We start from the raw sequence: 20,561 nt of genomic DNA on the forward strand, positions 1-20,561 counted from the left end.
TCATTACGTTTCTGTTCCGCTGACGGCCTGGTGAGCGGTGGAAAAAGGTTGTCGGCGTAAAAAGCGGCCCTGTCCGGCGATGCCGGTAAAGGTGCCGTTATCAAAGATCACTCTGCCGTGGGAGAGCGTCTGGCGAATCGCGCCCTGGCAGATAAAGCCTTCATAGGGTGAATAGTCTGCGTTGTCGTGCAGCATGGCATGGCGGATGGTGGTCGTACGCTGTGGATCGATGATAACCACGTCGCCATCGGCGCCGGGCGCCAGCAGACCCTTCTGCGGCCACAGACCAAACAGCTTCGCCGGATTGGCGCTGGTGAGCGCCACAAAGCGCTCGGGGGTGATGCGCCCGGTCATCACGCCGTGCGAGAACAGCAGCAGCAGCCGGTTTTCCACCCCAGGCAGGCCGTTCGGGCAGCGGCTAAAGTCGCCGCCGGAGATCTGCCTGCGCTGCTGCGCAGAGAACGCGCAGTGGTCGGTGGCGACCGTGTCAATATCCCCATCATGGATGCCGCGCCATAGCGCATCGTTATTACTGGCGTTGCGCAGAGGAGGGCTGAGCAGGTAGTTAAGCGCATCTTCACGCTCATAGCAGCGCTCGTCGAGCAGCAGATACTGCGGGCAGGTCTCTACCCACACCGGCTGGTGGCGTCTTCTGGCAAGACGTAGATACTCCAGGCCCAGGGCGTTGGAAAGATGAACAATATAGAGCGGCGCGTTTCCCGCCAGCCTGGCGAGGTTGATCGTTCGGGCGATGGCTTCCGCCTCGCACTCCAGCGGGCGGCTCAGGGCGTGATAGCGCGGCGCGGTTTTACCGGCGTTGATAAATTCCGCCCGGCGCTGGGCGATGGCGGCATCGTTTTCCGGATGGACCGTCGTCAGCGCGCCGGCGCGCTGCAGGTGGCGCATTGCCTGCAGCAACTCGTCATCGTTAAGTTTGTACTGGTAGGTCAGATAGAGCTTAAAGCTGCTGATGCCGCTATCCACCATCATCGGGATCTCGTCGAGAATGCCGTGGTTAACGTGCTGGATAACGCCGTGAAAACTGTAGTCGATAACGGCTTTATAGGCGGCGTAGCCGCGATAGACTTCGAACTGGTGGCGCAGGTGGCAGCCGACGGGGCCAAAGCCCATATGATCAACAATGGTGGTGGTGCCGCCGCAGGCCGCGGCCCGGGTTCCGGTAAAAAAATCATCGCAGCTGCGGGCGAGCCCCACGTCAATATTGAAATGAGTATGAACGTCGACGCCGCCGGGCATCACGTAGCAGCCCTCGGCGTCAATCACTTCGCAGGGTTGTTCTGCCTCAATAGAATCGGCAAGGCGCTTGACGAGGCCATCTTCAATGAGCAGGTCCTGCTTTACCTGTCCGTCGGCGTTGACGACGAGGCCATTTTTAATCAGTACGCGCATAGAAACCTCAACATACCGCCGCAGAGCGCGGCGGCAGACAGGACGAACAATTACTCCGTAGCCAGCCAGCTCAGCGGGATGGCGGCATACATTGCGGCGCAGGTCACCAGATGCGATTTCCAGGTTTTCTCATTTGGCGCGTGCGCTTCCGGCTCTTTCCCTGGCCCAAAACCGATAACCGGAATGCCGTGGCGGCCCATAATTGACACGCCGTTGGTGGAGAAGGTCCACTTATCCACCACCGGCGCTTTGCCGAACAGACCTTCGTAGGCGTTACTCAGGGCGCGGACGGTGAAGTGGTTCTCTTCCACTTTCCAGGTCGGGAAGTAGCATTCGGTCGGGTAGACCAGCCCGGTCCAGGAGGGGCGTTCGTAGTTGTACATTGAGACCACCGCGGCGGCTTTTTTCACCGCCGGCAGCGCGCGGATCTCTTCCAGAGCGCCTTCCCAGGTTTCGCCCCAGGTCAGACGGCGGTCAATGGAGACGGCGCAGCTATCCGCCACCGCGCAGCGGCTCGGCGAGGTGAAGAAAATCTCTGACACGGTCAGGGTGCCTTTGCCGAGGAACTCGTCGTAGCCCAGCTTCTGCGAAAGTTGTTCCAGCTCGGTGAGAATGGGGGCCATTTTGAAGATGGCGTTATCGCCGCGCTCCGGAGCGGAGCCGTGGCAGCTGACGCCCTGAACTTCCACGCGGATCTCCATACGCCCGCGCTGGCCGCGGTAAATCTGGCAGTCGGTGGGTTCGGTGCTGACGACAAATTCAGGACGAATGCCGGACTGTTCAATAATGTACTGCCAGCACAGGCCGTCGCAGTCCTCCTCCTGAACGGTACCGGTCACCAGCAGGGTATACTCATCTTCCAGACCCAGATCTTTGATAATTTTACCGGCATAAACCATGGAGGCCATTCCGCCCTCCTGGTCAGACGCGCCGCGTCCGCCGATCAGCTCATCGGTCTCCATACCTTCGTACGGGTCGAAGTTCCAGTTTTTGATGTTACCAATGCCGACGGTGTCAATGTGCGCGTCCATGGCGACCAGACGCGGGCCGTGGCCGATGTAGCCCAGTACGTTACCCATCGGATCGATTTCCACTTTGTCGAACCCGACTTTCTCCATCTCCTCTTTGATGCGGTGCACCACGCGCTTCTCATCACTGCTTTCGCTGGGGATGGCGATCATATCGCGCAGGAAGCGGGTCATCTCTTTTTCATACTGCTTTGATTTTTCCAGGATCGCGTTGAACGGAATTTGCTTAGCCATAAGGATGTTCTCCAGTTCTGAATACAGGTTTCCCGCCGGGCGGGAGGAATTTGATAAGTCGGCTACTGCGCGGCCGGATGTTTGCCTTCCCAGACGACTTCGCGATAGTGCTTAACGTCGGTGTCGCCCTCGGTGCTAATCACCAGCACCACGGAATCGCTATCCAGCTTGAGCTTGTGCATCAGCGCTTCGCGCTGCGGATGGAAATGAATCGCCGCCAGCAGGCCGAGACCGACGGCGCCGGATTCGCCGGAGATGATGCGAGGATCCTGGCCCGTCGGGTTTCCCAGCACCCGCATGCCGAGGGCGGCGACGGCGTCCTGACAGGAGACAAACTGCGTGGCGCAGTTGCGCAGCACTTCCCAGCCCAGCGGGTTAGGCTCACCGCAGGCGAGGCCGGCCATAATGGTGGCCATATCGCCGCTGACGTTAACGATCTGGCCCTTCAGGGCAGAACGGTAGAGACAGTCGGCCAGCTCCGGTTCGACGATAATGGAATGGAGATGCTTCGCGCCGTAGACATCGGCCAGGTAGCCCAGCACGCCGCCCGCCATCGCCCCCACGCCGCCCTGCAGGAGCACGTGCGTCGGACGGGCGATACCCATCGAGGAGAGCTGTTCTACCGCTTCATCAGCGAGGGTGGCGTAGCCCTGCATAATCCAGGTCGGAATTTTTGTGTAGCCTTCCCAGGCGGTGTCCTGCACCACCTCCCAGCCGTTTTTCTGCGCGGTCTGCATGGTAAAGCGGACGGTGTCGTCGTAGTTCATGTCGGTGACGATACACTCGGCGCCGAGGCGCAGAATGGCATCAACCCGCTCCTGTGAGGAACCTTTAGGCATATAGATAACGGCGTTCTGGCCTAACTGGCGGGCCGCCCACGCCACTCCGCGGCCGTGGTTGCCATCGGTGGTGGTGGCGAACGTCATCTTCTCTTTAATGCTGGATTTGAGCGTTTCGAAGGAGAGGTCGTTGATATCTAAATGGTATTTTTCACAGAGCAGCCTGGCAATAGCGTAAGAGCCACCGAGCATTTTGAAGGCATTGAGGCCAAAGCGTCGTGACTCGTCTTTGACGAGGATTTTTTGCACGCCAAACAGGGCGGAAAGCTCGTTCAGCGCCACCAGCGGCGTAGGCTTATAGCCGGTAATTTTTTGATGAAAGCGGCGAGCCTGCTGCGCCTGCTGGCGTGAAAACAGCGGCGAAGTCTCCCCGTTGAAAAAACGGTTTTCGGCAATATCCATTTTCAGTGAGAAAGCAGACATACTCGATCCTTATCCTTTTATGGGCGAAGTCATGAGGCTGGCCCGCAGGCCAGCCTGGGGATTATTTGATGCGTTTCTGCGCTTCCTTGAGCAGCTGCTCCAGCACCTTGCCCGGATTGGCGTATTTGCGGCACACGATCATCGCGGCGATGATATACGGCTTCCAGCTGGCCTCTTTGTAGGTCGGGATACGGTACTTCTCGAAGACGCCCTCGGTGACTTCGCCCGCGTCGCAGGAGACGCCGGTGATATCCGCCGGCAGGCAGTGCATGTACAGCGCGTCGCCGTCGCGGGTGTGTTTCATCATCTCTTCCGTACAGTGCCAGTCTTTATGTCCGGCGTTCTGTTCAAGGCAGGCTTTTTCCAGCGCCTTCAGACCTTCATGGTCATTCGCGCGCAGCAGCTCGGTGCGTTTTTCCATCACCTTGTACGGCGCCCAGGATTTCGGGTAGACGATATCGGCGTCTTTAAATGCTTCTTCCATGCTGTTTACCTGGCGGAAGCTGCCGCCGGAAGCTTTGGCGTTGTTTTTTGCCACTTCAATAACGTCCGGGATCAGGTCGTAACCTTCCGGGTGGGCGAGGGTAACGTCCATTCCGAAGCGGGTCATCAGGCCGATAATGCCCTGCGGTACCGAGAGCGGTTTGCCATAGCTCGGCGAATAGGCCCAGGTCATAGCGATTTTCTTGCCCTTCAGGTTCTCCAGCGAACCGAAGTGCTCGCGCAGCCAGGCGAGATCGGCCATGGATTGCGTCGGGTGGTCGATATCGCACTGCAGATTGATCAGCGCCGGACGCTGCGGCAGGACGCCCTGCTTGTGGCCGTCATCCAGCGCTTCGCCTACCTCACGCATGTAGGCATTGCCCGCGCCAAGGAACATGTCATCGCGGATGCCGATGGCATCGGCGCAGAAGGAGATCATGTTGGCGGTTTCACGGACCGTTTCGCCGTGGGCAATTTGCGATTTTCCCTCATCCAGATCCTGCTGGGCCAGACCTAACAGGTTGAGCGCGGAGGCATAGGAGAAGCGGGTGCGGGTTGAGTTATCGCGGAATACGGAAATACCTAATCCGCTGTTAAACACTTTGGTGGCGATATTTTCATCGCGCAGGGTTTTCAGCGCGGCGGCGACATCCAGCACCTGCTTCAGCTCATCCGGCGATTGCTCCCAGGTCAGCAAAAAGTCTTTCTCACTGAGATGAGAGTTAAGTTTATTGATATCCTTAATCAGTTCGTTAACAGTTTTCATGTTTCAATCCTGGTCGTGAATGACGGCTTAATGATTGCTGTGCGGTCGGATATGCAGAGTTGCCGAATTAGCGACTGCCAGCGCTGTATAATCACTAACAATAAGCGTGCCAAATCCTCCGCAAGAGGCGACGGTCAAAATTGAATGGTTGAGATTATGCTAACTCGGTCACGAATTCAGGCGTGTTTCTCCGGCAGGGAAACGCTGACATTTGTGCCACTGGCGTCAATTCCAGCAGTACAGGCAAGGGAGGGCGCAGTGAATAATACGATTATCATCTTCACACTGCGCCAATATGATAAAATCCGCTGTGAATTTATCATATTGATAAGGAACTGTGATAGCTATTGCATATTTAAGATAAGGTGGGGGGATCGGCCCTATCTATATCAATGCTCGCCGCTAAAGGGAGTGGTATCATTCTTCAGAGATAAATAAAACCGCCTCGCTCGATGCCGATCAGGTGAGCAATAATAGAAGGCCGACATACATGATACCGTCCAAAGCACCTTCCATTTTAATGCAGATTCAGCCTACAATTCAGAAGTTTGCAAGGATGTTGTCCAGCGTACTACAGTTGGAGGTTGAGATTGTCGATAACGAATTATACCGCGTTGCGGGAACCGGGGCTTATAGTAAGCAGATTGGCTATAAATTAAATTCAAATTCACGGCTTCTTCGTTACATTATTGAAACACAGAGCGAAAAGGTCGTCACTCATTCCCGCTTCGATCCTCTCTGCAAAGATTGTAACAATAAGGACAAGTGCGAAGAGAAAGCGTTCCTCGGCACTCCGGTGATGTATCACGACCGCTGCGTTGGCGTTATTAGCCTGGTGGCGCTAACCCGCGAGCAGCAGGAACGTATTAATGAGAACATTCAGGAATTTTCAGATTATGTTCGCCACGTCTCCAGCATATTCGTTTCCCGCTTTTTACAGGAACGGGCGGTTGGCGATAATATCCACAAAATATTTTTAACCATGATTGAAAATATGGACCAGGGCGTGCTGGTGGTAGGCAACGATCAAAAAGTTAAATTTGCCAACCAGGCCGCGCTGAAAATAATGAGCGTGACGCAGGGCCACGTTATTGGCAAGTCCATCCAGTTTCAGCCTTTGACCTTCGAAGATAATTTCAAGCACGGCCATATGCAGCACATTATCTCCTTTGACGATCGCAAGGAGCTCATTATCGGCCAGCTGCACGCGGTGCAGGATCAATGGCTGTTTTTAATGGCCTTTCACCAGTCGCACTCTTCTGGCGATTTCAGCTGCGGGCAGGAAGGGCCGCAAATTGAAGCGATGGTTGGCGAGTGTCGGCCTATGCGGCAGTTGAAAAAGCTCATCAGCCGCGTGGCGCCGAGCCCATCCAGCGTGATGATAGCCGGCGAGAGCGGGACCGGGAAAGAGGTTGTTGCCCGCGCTATCCACAAGCTCAGCGACCGCCACACGAAGCCCTTTATCGCCATTAACTGCGCCGCCATCCCCGAGCAGCTACTGGAGAGTGAACTGTTCGGCTACGTGAAGGGGGCGTTTACCGGCGCATCGGCTAACGGTAAGACCGGCCTGATTCAGGCGGCCAACAGCGGAACGCTATTCCTGGATGAAATTGGCGATATGCCGCTCACCCTGCAGGCCAAGCTGCTGCGGGCCATCGAATCACGAGAGATTCAGCCGGTAGGCGCCAGCCATCCGGTTCAGGTCGATATCCGCATTATTTCCGCAACCAATCAAAACCTTGACCAGTACATTGCGGAAGGGAAGTTCCGCGAAGATCTCTACTATCGCCTGAACGTTATCCCGCTGCGTCTGCCGCCGCTACGCGAACGCCAGGACGACATTGAGCTACTGATTCACTATTTTCTGCATTTGCATACCGGTCGGCTCAACCTGGTTTACCCCGGCGTCGCGCAGGATGTGATCGATTTCCTCAAACGCTACCGCTGGCCGGGCAATATTCGCGAACTCAGCAATTTGATGGAGTACCTGGTCAACGTGGTGCCCTCGGGCGAGATTATCGATATGTCCCTCCTGCCGCCCAATCTGTTGAGCAGCGGTGAACTGGCGAGCCAGCCGACAGCGCCTGTTTCAGCGGCAGCGACCATCGCCCAGGAGGAAAACGTAACGGCGCTGGAAGAGATGGAGCGGCAGATGATCCGTGACGCCCTCTCTCGCTACAGTAATAAAAAGCAGGCAGCGGACGAGCTGGGTATCGGCATCGCCACGCTGTATCGCAAAATAAAGAAATATTCGCTGGCGGCGGGTCAGAACTGACGGGAACGGCGTCAATAAAAAATCCACGCGAGAGCGTGGATTTTATGACTGGTCTCAGAGCGCAGAAAGGCTTAAACGTTGAACAGGAAGTTCATCACATCGCCATCTTTTACGATGTAGTCTTTACCTTCAGCGCGCATTTTCCCGGCTTCTTTGGCACCCTGTTCGCCTTTGTAGGTAATAAAGTCTTCATAGGCAATGGTCTGCGCGCGGATAAAGCCCTTTTCGAAATCGGTGTGGATTTTACCTGCGGCCTGCGGAGCCGTTGCGCCGACCGGGATAGTCCACGCGCGAACTTCCTTCACGCCTGCGGTGAAGTAGGTCTGCAGGTTCAGCAGTTCGTAACCGGCGCGGATAACGCGGTTCAGGCCAGGCTCTTCAAGACCCAGTTCGGCCATAAACTCATCGCGGTCGGCATCGTCCAGCTCGGCGATATCGGACTCAACGGCGGCGCAAACGGCGACGACCACCGAACCTTCGGCAGCGGCGATTTCGCGGACTTTATCGAGATAAGGGTTGTTCTCAAAGCCGTCTTCGTTGACGTTGGCGATATACATGGTCGGCTTCAGGGTCAGGAAGCTCAGGTATTTAATCGCCGCTTTGTCTTCGTCGGTCAGATTTTTCAACGAACGCAGCATACCGGCATTCTCAAGGTGCGGCAGGCATTTTTCCAGCGCCGCCAGCTCGGCTTTCGCGTCTTTATCGCCGCCTTTGGCTTTCTTCTGCACGCGATGGATGGCGCGTTCGCAGGTATCCAGGTCGGAGAGCGCCAGTTCGGTATTGATCACTTCAATATCGTCAGCCGGGTCCACTTTATTGTTAACGTGGATAATGTTGTCGTTTTCGAAACAGCGCACCACGTGACCGATAGCTTCGGTTTCGCGGATGTTGGTCAGAAACTGGTTGCCCAGGCCTTCGCCTTTGGAGGCGCCTTTGACCAGGCCCGCGATATCAACGAATTCCATCGTGGTCGGCAGGATACGCTGCGGTTTAACGATTTCAGCCAGTTTGTCCAGACGCGGATCGGGCATCGGCACGACACCGGTGTTCGGCTCAATGGTACAGAAGGGGAAGTTGGCCGCTTCAATACCCGCTTTGGTGAGCGCATTGAACAGGGTGGATTTGCCGACGTTGGGCAAACCGACGATACCGCATTTGAATCCCATGATTTAAATCACCTTAATCTTTGGATAATCAACCTGTTACAGTGAACAGATTGTAGAAAAGTAAATAACTTCGCCTATTATACACGGTGCGTGACAAAAATTCCGCACGCCGACCGGTTATTGCGCTTTAAAAGCGTGTAAACGGTTGGTCGCTTTGGTCAGGCCATCCTTCATCCACACTTCGGTGCAGCGTACCGCTTCGTCAACGGCCTCATCAATCAGCTTCTGCTCGCTGGCGGGCGGCTTGCCCAGCACAAAACCGACAACTTTATTTTTATCGCCCGGATGGCCGATTCCCACGCGTAAGCGGTGAAAGTTCGGGTTATTGCCCAGCTTGCTAATGATGTCTTTCAGGCCATTATGGCCGCCGTGACCGCCGCCCAGCTTGAACTTAGCGACGCCAGGCGGTAAGTCGAGCTCATCGTGGGCGACCAGGATTTCATCCGGATTAATGCGAAAAAAGGTCGCCATCGCGCCGACGGCTTTACCACTCAGGTTCATAAAGGTCGTTGGGACCAGCAGGCGAACATCCTCGCCCGCAAGGTTAATCCGCGAGGTATAGCCGAAGAATTTGCTCTCTTCGCGCAGCGGCGCGCGGTAGCGTTCTGCCAATAAATCCACGTACCAGGCGCCGGCGTTATGTCGGGTCGCTGCGTATTCAGCGCCGGGGTTCGCCAGGCCGACAATCAGTTTTATGCTCACTTTTTTATCCTGCTTGGATCGTTCTCTGGCGCGTAGTGTACTGTCTGCGCGCGCGGTTGACAAAATTCTGCCAGCGAAGCGCGGCCGGAACGGATAATCACGGCTTTGAACAATTAGAATTTGATGTTGTTCAGTAGGTTATTTGTAAACTTTTGTTGGCAAGATGTTCGCTTATGTGATCGTCCACGCAATCGCTATATTGGCTATTGTCTATACTACACCTATAAGATTTGGGGATATTCCCATGCAACCCAAGGTTCCGGAGGTGACATATGAAACGCAGAAACGCTTCGTTACTCGGTAATGTGCTGATGGGGTTGGGGTTGGTCGTCATGGTTGTCGGCGTTGGTTATTCCATTTTAAACCAGCTTCCGCAGCTTGACCTGCCGCAGTTTTTCGCACACGGCGCGATATTAAGTATCTTTGTCGGCGCGGTACTGTGGCTGGCGGGCGCGCGTATCGGCGGTCATGAACAGGTCAGCGACAGATACTGGTGGGTTCGCCACTACGATAAACGCTGCCGCCGCGATCAGCATCGCCACAGCTGAGTGAATTCTTTTCCACCAGCCGTTGTCAACGGCTGGTGCGTTTTCATGCAGCGTAGTCAGGCTGTCTTTCTGCTGTCGTCTCAATTCCTTATTTCTCTCATTGTGCTTCTTCGGCATAGTCTGCTTAATACCCTCCCCGTATTTAGCGCTTGACCCTGACGTCACGTCAGGCAGCAGAGTCGTGCCACTGGTATACGAAAGGAGCAGCCATGTTAATTCAGGTGGGAGAACTGGCGAAGCGCGCCGGAATGACCGTCCGCACGTTACATCACTATGAACAAACGGGATTGCTGACGCCTTCGGCCAGAAGCGCGGCGGGTTACCGGTTATATAATCTGGCGGCCGTGCAGCGGCTGCATATGATTAAAGCGCTGGCGCAGGCCGGGCTGGAACTCGCCACAATTAAGGACTATCTCGACCGGGACGCCTTCTCGCTGTCCGATCTGCTGGTCAAGCAGATCGCCACCCTCGACCGACAGCTGCAAACTCTCTCAACGCTGCGCCAGCGCCTGGCGCTGCTGCGCGAAGAGCTGGACAGCGGAGGCGAGCCCGATCTTGAGTCCTGGGTACAAACGCTGGAGCTGATGAAAATGTACGATCGCTGGTTTAGTCAACAGGAATTACAGGTGCTGCCGTTTGCGGAGCAGGATGAGCAGCGTAACCAGACATGGCTGGAGTTGGTGGGGGAAGCGCAGCAGCTCATGGGCGAACGCTGCCCGGCAGATGAGCCGCGGGCGATTGCGCTGGCAACCCGCTGGATGGAGCAGCTGGAGCAGGATACCGCCGGCAGGCCGGAGTTTCTGACTCGCCTGAATGAGATGCACGCCGCCGAACCGCAGATGCGTGAACAAACCGGGGTGACGCCGGAGATGATTGATTTCATTACCCGTGCTTTTGCCGAAAGCAAGCTGGCCATCTGGGCGCGCTATCTGAACGCCGAAGAGCTGGCCTTTACCCGGCAGCACTATTTCGATCGCCTGATGGAGTGGCCGGCGCTGGTGGCCGACCTGCATCGGGCCTGTCGTGAGAAGCGAGACCCGGCCTCCCCGGAAGGTCAGCAGCTGGCGCAGCGCTGGCTGGCGCTGTTCCAGTCTTACGCGGGTAAGGATGCGCAGACGCAGCAGAAGTTTCGCTATGCCATGGAGCAGGAGCCGCATTTGATGAAGGGAACGTGGATGACTTCGGAGGTGCTCAGCTGGCTTCAGCAGGCGATTGGCGTGATGATGCGGCAGGCGCAGGGGCCTGCCGCCGAATAATTAAATATCCGCCAGCGCGGCGTTGCGGTCCGGGTAGAAGCTCAGACGGCCCGGAATGGGTTTAACGCCGGCGCGCGCCAGCGTGCGCAGCGGCTGAAACTCCAGATTCGACACGCGCAGTTCACAGCCTTCCGGCAGCTTATTCACGAAGCGCTGGAAGGCATCCAGCCCGCCGGCATCCAGCACCGGCACCGCATCCCATTTCAGCACCACGATACGCTTACCTTCCACTCTGGTTTCGAGGTCGGTAAATAGCCCTTCCGCAGCGGCGAAAAATAGCGGGCCAATCACGCGCAGCACCAGAACGTCGTCAGGAACTTCGACGTTCACCGGAGCGAGGCGGGTCATACGCGCGATCCGGCGCATAAACAGCAGGGAGGCCAGCACAATACCGACGCTGATCGCGATGACCATATCAAACAGTACGGTCAGCGACATGCACATCAGCATGACGATAATGTCGTCTTTTGGCGCATAGCGCAGCAGGTTAACAACCTTGTGCGCTTCGCTCATATTCCATGCCACCATAAGCAGCAGTGCCGCCATAGCGGAAAGCGGCAGCCAGGAGAGCAGGGGAGCGAGGATCAGCAGCGCCATAATGACCAGCAGCGCGTGGATCACGGCGGAAATCGGCGAAGTCGCCCCTGCGCGGACGTTGGCCGCCGAGCGGGCGATGGCGGCGGTGGCGGTAATGCCGCCGAAGAACGGAGCGACGATATTGCCCAGCCCCTGGCCAATGAGCTCGCTATTGGCCTTATGTTTGGTGCCGGTCATGCCGTCCAGCACTACGGCGCACAGCAGGGACTCAATCGCCCCGAGCATGGCCATGGAAAACGCCGCCGGCAGCAGCGCCCGCAGCGAGGACCAGCTAAGCGTGAACTCCGAACCGGGCATATCCCACGGCAGCACCAGCTGCGGCAGCAGCTGCGGAATACCGTTGCCCTGACTGCCGTCGGCGAGAATATAGTGGAACTGAGAGCCGATGGTGGCGACGCTGCCGCCGAGCAGATTAACCACGCCCATGACCGCGCAGCCTGCCAGCAGCGCCGGCAGGTGGCCCGGCAGACGAATACCCAGGCGAGGCCAGATAATCAGCGTGCCCAGCGTGACAATACCGATGGCGGCATCGCCGGGATTAATCGTCGGCAGCGCCATAACCAGCGCGCCGACTTTCTGCAGATAATGTTCAGGCACATGCGCCATCTGCAGACCGAGAAAATCTTTAATCTGCATGGTACCAATGGTGATACCGATCCCGGAGGTGAAGCCGAGGGTAACCGATAGCGGGATATATTCAATCAGCCGGCCAAAGCGTGCCAGGCCGAAAAGAATCAGGAAGATCCCAGACATCAAAGTTGCAACCAGCAGTCCCGCAAGGCCGAACTGCTGCGAGACCGGGTAGAGAATGACCACAAAAGCGGCGGTTGGCCCGGAAACGCTGAAGCGCGAGCCGCCGGTTAACGCAATCACGATCCCCGCCACAGCAGAAGTGTAGAGACCGTACTGCGGCGCCACGCCGCTGCCAATTGCCAGCGCCATCGCCAGCGGGATAGCGATAATCCCGACGGTAATCCCGGCGATCGCATCACGGGTAAACCGCGAAGCGGTATATTTTTCTTTCCAACAAGCGTCGATGAGGGCGCGGAAAGGCATCACATGTGAGGAAAATAATCTGTTCACAATAATGTTTCATCCATGAGCGCATCATCTGTCAACTAAATGGCAGGTGAAGGAGGCATTGGTCATATCCACGCCATCCTTCGGATGCCTCTCTGCTGGCTGCGTTCATTTACCTCGATCACGTACTGCCGGTACGCTCCCGGGGATTCATTCACTTGCCGCCTTGACGCATGCCGAATGATATTGTGGAAGAATAAAAGGTTCAGAGACAAAAAAACCCGCCGCAGCGGGTTTTTGTGCCGGGCTCGATTAATGTTCGAACATAGCAGAGATAGATTCTTCGTTGCTGATACGACGAATCGCTTCGGCCAGCATACCAGACAGCGTCAGAGTACGTACCTTTTCCAGCGCTTTGATTTCCGGCGTCAGCGGAATGGTATCGCAGACGACGAATTCGTCAATCACAGAGTTTTTGATGTTCTGGATGGCGTTGCCGGAGAAGATCGGGTGCGTTGCGTAGGCGAATACGCGTTTAGCACCGCGCTCTTTCAGCGCTTCTGCGGCCTTACACAGGGTGCCGCCGGTATCGATCATATCGTCAACCATCACGCAGTCACGACCAGCGACGTCACCGATGATGTGCATCACCTGAGAAACGTTAGCGCGCGGACGGCGTTTGTCGATGATAGCCATATCGGTATCGTTCAGCAGCTTGGCGATAGCGCGAGCGCGAACCACGCCGCCGATGTCCGGAGAAACCACGATAGGGTTATCCAGGTTCAGCTGCAGCATATCTTCCAGCAGGATCGGGCTGCCGAATACGTTATCCACCGGAACGTCAAAGAAGCCCTGAATTTGTTCTGCGTGCAGGTCAACGGTCAGAACGCGGTCAACGCCGACGCTTGACAGGAAATCAGCAACCACTTTCGCGGTGATAGGAACACGAGCAGAACGAACACGACGGTCCTGGCGAGCATAACCGAAGTAGGGGATAACAGCGGTGATACGACCTGCCGAAGCACGACGCAGAGCATCAACCATAACAACCAGTTCCATCAGGTTGTCGTTGGTGGGAGCACAAGTGGACTGGATGATGAAAATATCACCACCGCGTACGTTTTCATTGATTTGTACGCTGACTTCGCCGTCGCTAAAACGACCTACAGCGGCGTCGCCAAGAGAAGTGTACAGGCGGTTGGCAATACGTTGTGCTAGTTCCGGGGTGGCGTTACCAGCAAAAAGCTTCATATCAGGCACGAGAAGAACCTCAGGCATGCGTCCAGTGGTGGATGAAATGGGCCAAAAACTGTGCGGGTGGGCACGATTTCATCCAGGCGGTGTATTTAAAGAGCCCGATGCAACGTCTGGAACAGGGTGACGTTGTCACCGTAACTCAGTTTCCCCGGCGTTTTCGCCAGATTTGCTATAATAAGCAGAACTTAGCGCAGCGCCTGCTTGAGCGGAGAGATGTTAACACCTCGCGCCACGAAGCCATGCAGCCATGCCGGGGCTTTTTCAAGCACCTGACGAGCGGCGGATTCAGTGTCAAATTCAGCAAATACACATGCACCGGTGCCAGTCAGGCGCGACGGCGCATATTCTAACAGCCAGGAAAGCGCCGCATCAACCTCACGAAAACGTTTTCTTGCGATAACCTCGCAATCATTGCCGAATTTACATTTTAATAACGTATTAATTGACCTGGCCGGGGTATTGCGCGGAAGTTCCGGATCGCGAAAAATGATCGGCGTTGGAATGCTGACCCCCGGATGCGCCACCAGATACCATTTTTCCTCCGGTTCGGCCGGGGTGAGAATTTCCCCGATGCCTTCAGCAAAGGCCGCATGGCCGCGAACGAACACCGGCACGTCGGCGCCGAGCTGCAGACCCAACGCCGCCAGCTCATCTTCCGGAAGATTACAGCCCCACAAGTGATTCAGCGCCACCAGTACGGTGGCCGCGTTGGACGAGCCGCCGCCGAGGCCGCCGCCCATCGGCAGCACCTTATCAATGCTGATATCGGCGCCGCTGCCTGCAGGAAGCTTCCCGTCCTGCGCTGCGGCCTGCATTAACAGCCTGGCCGCGCGAATAATCAGATTCTCTTCATCCGGTACGCCGTCAACCGGCGTTAGCAGACGCAGTTGGCCATCGTCGCGCGGTTCAATCGTCAGCGTGTCGCCATAATCCAGAAACTGAAAAAGCGTCTGCAGCGTGTGGTAACCGTCGGCGCGCTGCCCGGTAATGTATAAAAACAGATTCAGTTTTGCGGGAGAGGGCCAGCGGGTCATCATTTCACAATCCAGTTATCCATTTTCAGCTTGATGCGCTGACTGCCGTCGTTAAGTTCCATATTGGCCGGTAGCGAAGGTTTGGTGTCTGAGGTGTAGCCGCCCCAGGTGACGTGCCAGGTTTTGCCGTTTTGCGTGTAGTTCAGTTCGCGCAGGCGATACTGGTCATCAAGCGAGTAGTCGGTGGCCTCGCCCGGCAGGCCAATGATCCACTGCCGGAGGCTATTGAGCGGAATCGGCATGCCGGTCAGGCGGCCAATCATCTCTTCGGCGTCGGTCGCCGTGTAAGTCTGGCCTTTATTGTCAATCAGCTGCACGTTGCCCGGCTGGGCGGTTAACGACAGTTCGGTGCTGCCGAGCGGGTTAGTCAGCAGCAGGCGGTAGCGGTCCTGGCCCGTCTGCTGCCAGAAGAAGCGGGCATAGACTTTTTGCTCATCAGAAAGATAAGCAAAAGCGCCGCGCGTCTGGAACTGATTAAGATTGCGGACATCTTGCTGGTGCTGACGCCACTGTGGAGAATCCGGGCTTTTACCCGGCCCTTTCGGAGCATTAATCGCACAGGCGGTCAGAACGAGGCTTGCCAGCGGCAACAGGCGGAACAGTCGATTCATAATGATGACAAATCCTTGATGTCTACAGTGAAATGCGGCGGATGAGAGAAACAGGTGGCCGATTTGTGTAGCGGGTTACAATTATAACCATTAATGCTAGCGTTGCCGGGCGGTAGCGTCTACGTTCAAGTTGTCTGAAATCAAAAAATTACCGTTAATGGCTATTACAGATTAGCTATTACTCCAAAAGGGGAGCCTCTCTTTTATTGATTACGCGCATCCTGTATGATGCCTGCAGACTAACCTTAGCAACGCTGGTACTACTCCCTCACAATGACCCTTTTAGCTCTTGGCATTAACCACAAAACAGCTCCTGTAGCGCTGCGAGAACGCGTAACGTTTTCGCCGGATACGCTCGATCAGGCGCTGGAGAGCTTGCTGGCCCAGCCAATGGTGCAGGGCGGAGTGGTGCTGTCGACCTGTAACCGCACGGAACTTTATCTCAGCGTCGAAGAGCAGGATAACCTCCAGGAAGCTCTTATTCGCTGGCTGTGCGACTACCACGGTTTAAATGAAGAGGACCTGCGTAAAAGCCTTTACTGGCATCAGGACAACGAGGCGGTCAGCCACCTGATGCGCGTCGCCAGCGGTCTTGATTCGCTGGTGCTGGGCGAACCGCAGATCCTCGGGCAGGTGAAAAAAGCCTTTGCGGATTCCAGCCGTGGGCACCTGAACGTCAGTGAACTGGAGCGCATGTTCCAGAAGTCGTTCTCAGTGGCCAAACGGGTGCGCACCGAAACCGATATCGGCGCCAGCGCGGTCTCCGTGGCGTTCGCTGCCTGTACTCTGGCGCGGCAAATCTTCGAATCACTCTCCAGCGTGACCGTGCTGCTGGTCGGCGCCGGTGAGACTATCGAACTGGTGGCTCGCCATCTGCGCGAACATAAAGTCCGCAAGATGGTGATTGCCAACCGCACCCGCGAGCGCGCTCAGGCGCTGGCCGATGAAGTCGGCGCGGAGGTGATCGCGCTGAGCGATATCGACGAGCGGCTGAAAGAGGCCGATATCATCATCAGTTCTACCGCCAGCCCGCTGCCGATTATCGGCAAGGGGATGGTGGAGCGCGCGCTGAAGGCGCGCCGCAATCAGCCGATGCTGCTGGTGGATATCGCCGTTCCGCGCGATGTCGAACCGGAGGTTGGCAAGCTGGCGAACGCCTATCTTTACAGCGTGGACGATCTGCAAAACATCATTCAGCACAATCTGGCGCAGCGTAAAGCCGCGGCGGTGCAGGCGGAAACCATTGTTGAGCAGGAAGCCAGCGAGTTTATGGCCTGGCTACGCGCCCAGAGCGCCAGCGAGACCATCCGCGAATATCGTTCCCAGGCCGAGCAGGTCCGCGAGGAGCTGACGGCGAAAGCGCTGGCAGCGCTCAATCAGGGCGGCGATGCGCAGGAAATCATGCAGGATCTGGCGCGCAAGCTCACTAACCGCCTGATCCACTCGCCAACCAAATCTCTTCAGCAGGCCGCCCGTGACGGGGATGATGAACGCCTGCATATTCTGCGCAACAGCCTCGGGCTGGAATAGCGCACCTTTATCTCTTTTTTAGGACAGGGTGAATTTACGCCTATGAAGCCTTCTATTGTTGCCAAACTGGAAGCCCTCTATGAACGCCATGAGGAAGTTCAGGCGCTCCTCGGCGATGCCGCAACCATCGCCGATCAGGATAAATTTCGCGCGTTGTCGCGCGAATACGCGCAGCTGAGCGACGTCGCGCGCTGCTATACCGACTGGCGTCAGCTGCAGGATGATATTGAAGCCGCGCAGATGATGCTCGACGATCCGGAGATGCGCGAAATGGCGCAGGAAGAGCTGCGCGAAGCGAAAGAAAAGGGTGAGCAGATGGAGCAGCAGCTGCAGGTTCTGCTGTTGCCAAAAGATCCGGACGACGAGCGTAACGCGTTTGTTGAAGTTCGTGCCGGCACCGGCGGTGATGAAGCGGCGCTGTTCGCGGGCGATCTGTTCCGTATGTATAGCCGTTACGCGGAATCACGCCGCTGGCGCGTGGAAATCATGAGCGCCAACGAAGGCGAGCACGGCGGCTTCAAAGAGGTGATTGCCAAAATCAGCGGCGACGGCGTCTATGGACGACTGAAGTTCGAATCCGGCGGCCATCGCGTTCAGCGCGTCCCGGCCACCGAATCCCAGGGGCGTATCCACACCTCCGCCTGCACCGTGGCGGTGATGCCGGAGCTCCCGGAAGCCGAAATGCCGGATATCAACCCGAGCGACCTGCGCATCGATACCTTCCGCTCCTCCGGCGCGGGCGGTCAGCACGTTAACACCACCGACTCGGCAATTCGTATTACCCACCTGCCGACCGGCATTGTCGTCGAATGCCAGGATGAGCGTTCCCAGCATAAAAACAAAGCCAAAGCGCTATCGGTACTTGGCGCGCGTATCCGCGCCGCGGAAGTCTCCAGACGCCAGCAGGCGGAAGCCTCCGAGCGCCGTAACCTGCTGGGCAGCGGCGATCGCAGCGATCGTAACCGTACCTATAACTATCCGCAGGGCCGCGTGACCGATCACCGCATCAACCTGACGCTTTACCGTCTGGATGAAGCGATGGAAGGCAAGCTGGATATGCTGATTGAGCCGATCGTTCAGGAGTATCAGGCCGATCAGCTGGCAGCCCTTTCCGAGCAGGAATGATGACTTTTCAGCAGTGGCTGACGCAGGCCATCGCTCGTCTGAGCCAAAGTGAAAGCCCGCGCCGGGATGCCGAAATCCTGCTGGGTCACGTGACCGGCAAAGCGCGGACCTATATTCTCGCCTTTGGCGAAACGGCGCTGACGGCGGAGCAGGCCGTCGAGCTGGAAACGCTGCTGAGCCGTCGCGCACGGGGCGAGCCGGTGGCTCACCTGGTGGGCCAGCGCGAATTCTGGTCGCTGCCGCTGTTCGTTTCTCCGGCCACGCTGATCCCCCGTCCGGATACCGAATGCCTTGTTGAGCAGACGCTGATGCGGTTACCCGGCAAGCCGTGCCGCATTCTCGATCTCGGTACCGGCACCGGCGCTATCGCTCTGGCGCTGGCCAGCGAACGCCCCGATTGCCACGTCACCGCCGTTGACTTTATGCCCGATGCGGTTGCGCTGGCGGCGCGTAACGTTGAGCACCTCGCCATCAAGAACGTTACCGTGCTGCAAAGCCACTGGTATAGCGCGCTCGGCGCACAGCCGTTCGACATCATCGTCAGTAATCCACCCTATATTGATGAAACCGACCCGCATCTTGCACAGGGCGATGTGCGCTTTGAGCCAAAAACGGCGCTGGTCGCCGCCGATGGCGGCCTCGCCGATCTGGCTTACATCATTCGCGAAGGCCGCCGCTTCCTGACTCCCGGCGGTTTGATGCTGCTGGAACACGGCTGGAAGCAGGGGGAAGCGGTGCGCGCAATCTTTCGCGAGGCGGGTTATGGCAATATTGCTACCTGCCGCGACTACGGCGACAACGAGCGTCTGACGCTCGGGCAATATCAGGAGGCGTATGAATCTGTTTAACGCTGTCCTGTATCTGCATATCGCCTGCGTGGTGGTCTCGGTCAGCCTGTTTGTCCTGCGCTACTGGTGGCACTGGAGCGGCAATCGCCGGCTCGACCAGCGCTGGGTTCGCATCGCGCCGCACTGCAGCGATACGCTGCTGTTTCTCAGCGGCGCCGGATTAATGGCAATAACGCACTATCTGCCGTTTACCGAAGAGGGTACATGGCTGACTGAGAAGCTGTTTGGCGTTATCATTTATATCGCATTGGGATTTATCGCGCTGGGCCGTCGTCGTCCGCGCAGTCAGCAGAGCCGGTTTGTCGCCTTTCTGCTGGCCCTGGTGGTGTTGTTTATCATTATTCAACTCGCCATCACAAGAACACCGTTACTGGGGTAAGGCATGAGGTCGTTAGCTGATTTCGAATTTAATAAAGCGCCGTTATGTGACGGCATGGTCCTCATTTCTGAATTAATCCGCGACGATTTTCCGACGCACTATGTGCAGGATGAGCTGGAGCGGCTGCTGGCCCTGGCGCGTGAGGAGATTGCCTCCTCGTGGGACCAGGAGCGCCAGATAGAGCGTTTGCTGGAGCTTTTCTACAATGACTGGGGCTTTAGCGATTCGCGCGGCGTATACCGTCTGTCCGACGTGCTATGGCTTGATAAAGTGTTGAATAATCGCCAGGGTAGCGCGGTGTCGTTAGGCGCGATCCTGCTGTGGATTGCTCAGCGTCTGGCGCTACCGGTGGTGCCGGTGATTTTCCCGACCCAGATGCTGCTTCGCGCCGACCCTGAAGAGAGCGAGGAGATGTGGCTCATTAATCCGTTTAACGGCGAAACGCTCAACGAGCATACGCTGGAAGTGTGGCTGAAGGGCAATATTAGCCCGGTTGCCGAGCTGTTTAACGAAGACCTTGATGAAGCGGATAACGCGGAGGTGATCCGCAAGCTGCTCGATACCCTTAAATCGGCGCTGATGGAAGAGCGGCAGATGGAGCTGGCGCTACGGACCAGCGAAGCGCTGCTGCAGTTCAATCCGGAAGACCCGTACGAAATTCGCGACCGGGGGCTGATATACGCCCAGCTGGATTGCGATCACGTGGCGCTGCAGGACCTTAATTACTTCGTTGAACAGTGCCCGGAGGATCCCATCAGCGAGATGATCCGCGCGCAGATCAACACCATTTCGCACAAACAAATTACATTGCATTAAAGCCAATCCCAGCAGGCGTTCCTGGCGCAGCCAGTTTGGACACGGACAGCGCGCAGAAACCGGAGCGTACACGTAGTACGTGAGGATTGACTCGCGACGCTCGCCCTCCGGGCCGCCCTGAAGGGCGTTCAAAATACTTTCGTATTTTGTCGAGCACTGCCCAGGTCCAAAATGGCAAGTAAAATAGTCCTGATTGGATAGGCTTTAGTCTGAA

18 protein-coding genes are annotated in these 20,561 nt (G+C 56.8%); 8 read left to right on the forward strand and 10 right to left on the reverse strand.

The features are described 5' to 3' along the window. Positions 1 to 3: 3 nt before the first annotated feature. The 4 genes from hydA to ygeW all read right to left on the reverse strand — a co-directional run bounded on the left by hydA (position 4) and on the right by ygeW (position 5,183). Positions 4 to 1,410, reverse strand: a complete 1,407-nt coding sequence (hydA, locus tag KO1_RS02195) for a dihydropyrimidinase (RefSeq protein WP_004103167.1) — start codon at positions 1,408 to 1,410, stop codon at positions 4 to 6. Positions 1,411 to 1,460: 50 nt separating this feature from the next. Then, complete coding sequence (locus KO1_RS02200; RefSeq protein WP_004113674.1) at positions 1,461 to 2,672, reverse strand: YgeY family selenium metabolism-linked hydrolase; 1,212 nt, start codon at positions 2,670 to 2,672, stop codon at positions 1,461 to 1,463. A gap of 62 nt (positions 2,673 to 2,734) precedes the next feature. After that, positions 2,735 to 3,934, reverse strand: coding sequence for a diaminopropionate ammonia-lyase (gene dpaL, locus KO1_RS02205; RefSeq protein WP_024274376.1), 1,200 nt, complete (start codon positions 3,932 to 3,934; stop codon positions 2,735 to 2,737). Positions 3,935 to 3,995: 61 nt separating this feature from the next. Then, on the reverse strand, positions 3,996 to 5,183 hold the full coding sequence (gene ygeW, locus KO1_RS02210; protein WP_004103164.1) for a knotted carbamoyltransferase YgeW: 1,188 nt from the start codon (positions 5,181 to 5,183) through the stop codon (positions 3,996 to 3,998). A 490-nt stretch (positions 5,184 to 5,673) separates the two neighbouring features. On the opposite strand from ygeW, the gene KO1_RS02215 reads away from it, so the two are divergent. Then, entirely contained in the window at positions 5,674 to 7,458 is a 1,785-nt protein-coding gene (locus KO1_RS02215; RefSeq protein WP_004103163.1) for a sigma-54 interaction domain-containing protein, read from the forward strand. 71 nt (positions 7,459 to 7,529) lie between these two features. On the opposite strand, the gene ychF is transcribed toward KO1_RS02215, so the two are convergent. Next, the gene (ychF, locus tag KO1_RS02220) at positions 7,530 to 8,624 is read right to left on the reverse strand and encodes a redox-regulated ATPase YchF (RefSeq protein ID WP_004103162.1); all 1,095 of its coding nucleotides are present in this window, start codon (positions 8,622 to 8,624) and stop codon (positions 7,530 to 7,532) included. A 117-nt stretch (positions 8,625 to 8,741) separates the two neighbouring features. Next, positions 8,742 to 9,326, reverse strand: a complete 585-nt coding sequence (gene pth / locus KO1_RS02225; RefSeq protein ID WP_004103161.1) for an aminoacyl-tRNA hydrolase — start codon at positions 9,324 to 9,326, stop codon at positions 8,742 to 8,744. 272 nt (positions 9,327 to 9,598) lie between these two features. On the opposite strand from pth, the gene ychH reads away from it, so the two are divergent. Next, complete coding sequence (gene ychH / locus KO1_RS02230; protein WP_004103160.1) at positions 9,599 to 9,874, forward strand: stress-induced protein YchH; 276 nt, start codon at positions 9,599 to 9,601, stop codon at positions 9,872 to 9,874. Between the two features lie 209 nt (positions 9,875 to 10,083). Then, on the forward strand, positions 10,084 to 11,130 hold the full coding sequence (locus KO1_RS02235; protein ID WP_016808841.1) for a MerR family transcriptional regulator: 1,047 nt from the start codon (positions 10,084 to 10,086) through the stop codon (positions 11,128 to 11,130). On the opposite strand, the gene dauA is transcribed toward KO1_RS02235, so the two are convergent. The 4 genes from dauA to lolB all read right to left on the reverse strand — a co-directional run bounded on the left by dauA (position 11,131) and on the right by lolB (position 15,649). Continuing rightward, a complete protein-coding gene (dauA, locus tag KO1_RS02240; protein WP_026055944.1) occupies positions 11,131 to 12,810 on the reverse strand; it encodes a C4-dicarboxylic acid transporter DauA in 1,680 nt (559 codons plus the stop codon). Positions 12,811 to 13,059: 249 nt separating this feature from the next. Continuing rightward, positions 13,060 to 14,007 carry a ribose-phosphate diphosphokinase gene (gene prs / locus KO1_RS02245; protein WP_004103157.1) on the reverse strand — a complete coding sequence of 316 codons (948 nt, stop codon included), beginning with the start codon at positions 14,005 to 14,007 and terminating at the stop codon, positions 13,060 to 13,062. 182 nt (positions 14,008 to 14,189) lie between these two features. Next, the gene (gene ispE, locus KO1_RS02250) at positions 14,190 to 15,038 is read right to left on the reverse strand and encodes a 4-(cytidine 5'-diphospho)-2-C-methyl-D-erythritol kinase (protein WP_024274374.1); all 849 of its coding nucleotides are present in this window, start codon (positions 15,036 to 15,038) and stop codon (positions 14,190 to 14,192) included. Then, positions 15,038 to 15,649 carry a lipoprotein insertase outer membrane protein LolB gene (gene lolB / locus KO1_RS02255; protein ID WP_004103154.1) on the reverse strand — a complete coding sequence of 204 codons (612 nt, stop codon included), beginning with the start codon at positions 15,647 to 15,649 and terminating at the stop codon, positions 15,038 to 15,040. The genes ispE and lolB overlap by 1 nt, the downstream gene beginning before the upstream one ends. A 273-nt stretch (positions 15,650 to 15,922) precedes the next feature. On the opposite strand from lolB, the gene hemA reads away from it, so the two are divergent. Genes hemA through sirB1 form a run of 5 tightly spaced genes read left to right on the forward strand, consistent with a single transcriptional unit; the run spans position 15,923 to position 20,347 of the window. Next, positions 15,923 to 17,179, forward strand: a complete 1,257-nt coding sequence (hemA, locus tag KO1_RS02260) for a glutamyl-tRNA reductase (RefSeq protein ID WP_004103152.1) — start codon at positions 15,923 to 15,925, stop codon at positions 17,177 to 17,179. Positions 17,180 to 17,221: 42 nt separating this feature from the next. Beyond that, on the forward strand, positions 17,222 to 18,304 hold the full coding sequence (gene prfA / locus KO1_RS02265) for a peptide chain release factor 1 (protein ID WP_004103150.1): 1,083 nt from the start codon (positions 17,222 to 17,224) through the stop codon (positions 18,302 to 18,304). After that, positions 18,304 to 19,152 carry a peptide chain release factor N(5)-glutamine methyltransferase gene (prmC, locus tag KO1_RS02270; RefSeq protein ID WP_024274372.1) on the forward strand — a complete coding sequence of 283 codons (849 nt, stop codon included), beginning with the start codon at positions 18,304 to 18,306 and terminating at the stop codon, positions 19,150 to 19,152. The genes prfA and prmC overlap by 1 nt, the downstream gene beginning before the upstream one ends. Next, entirely contained in the window at positions 19,139 to 19,531 is a 393-nt protein-coding gene (sirB2, locus tag KO1_RS02275; RefSeq protein ID WP_004103148.1) for an invasion regulator SirB2, read from the forward strand. The genes prmC and sirB2 overlap by 14 nt, the downstream gene beginning before the upstream one ends. Before the next feature lie 3 nt (positions 19,532 to 19,534). Beyond that, on the forward strand, positions 19,535 to 20,347 hold the full coding sequence (gene sirB1 / locus KO1_RS02280) for an invasion regulator SirB1 (protein ID WP_004103147.1): 813 nt from the start codon (positions 19,535 to 19,537) through the stop codon (positions 20,345 to 20,347). Positions 20,348 to 20,561 lie beyond the last annotated feature (214 nt).

Source organism: Klebsiella oxytoca NBRC 105695 (assembly GCF_001598695.1).
GTDB classification, from domain to species: Bacteria; Pseudomonadota; Gammaproteobacteria; order Enterobacterales; family Enterobacteriaceae; genus Klebsiella; species Klebsiella oxytoca.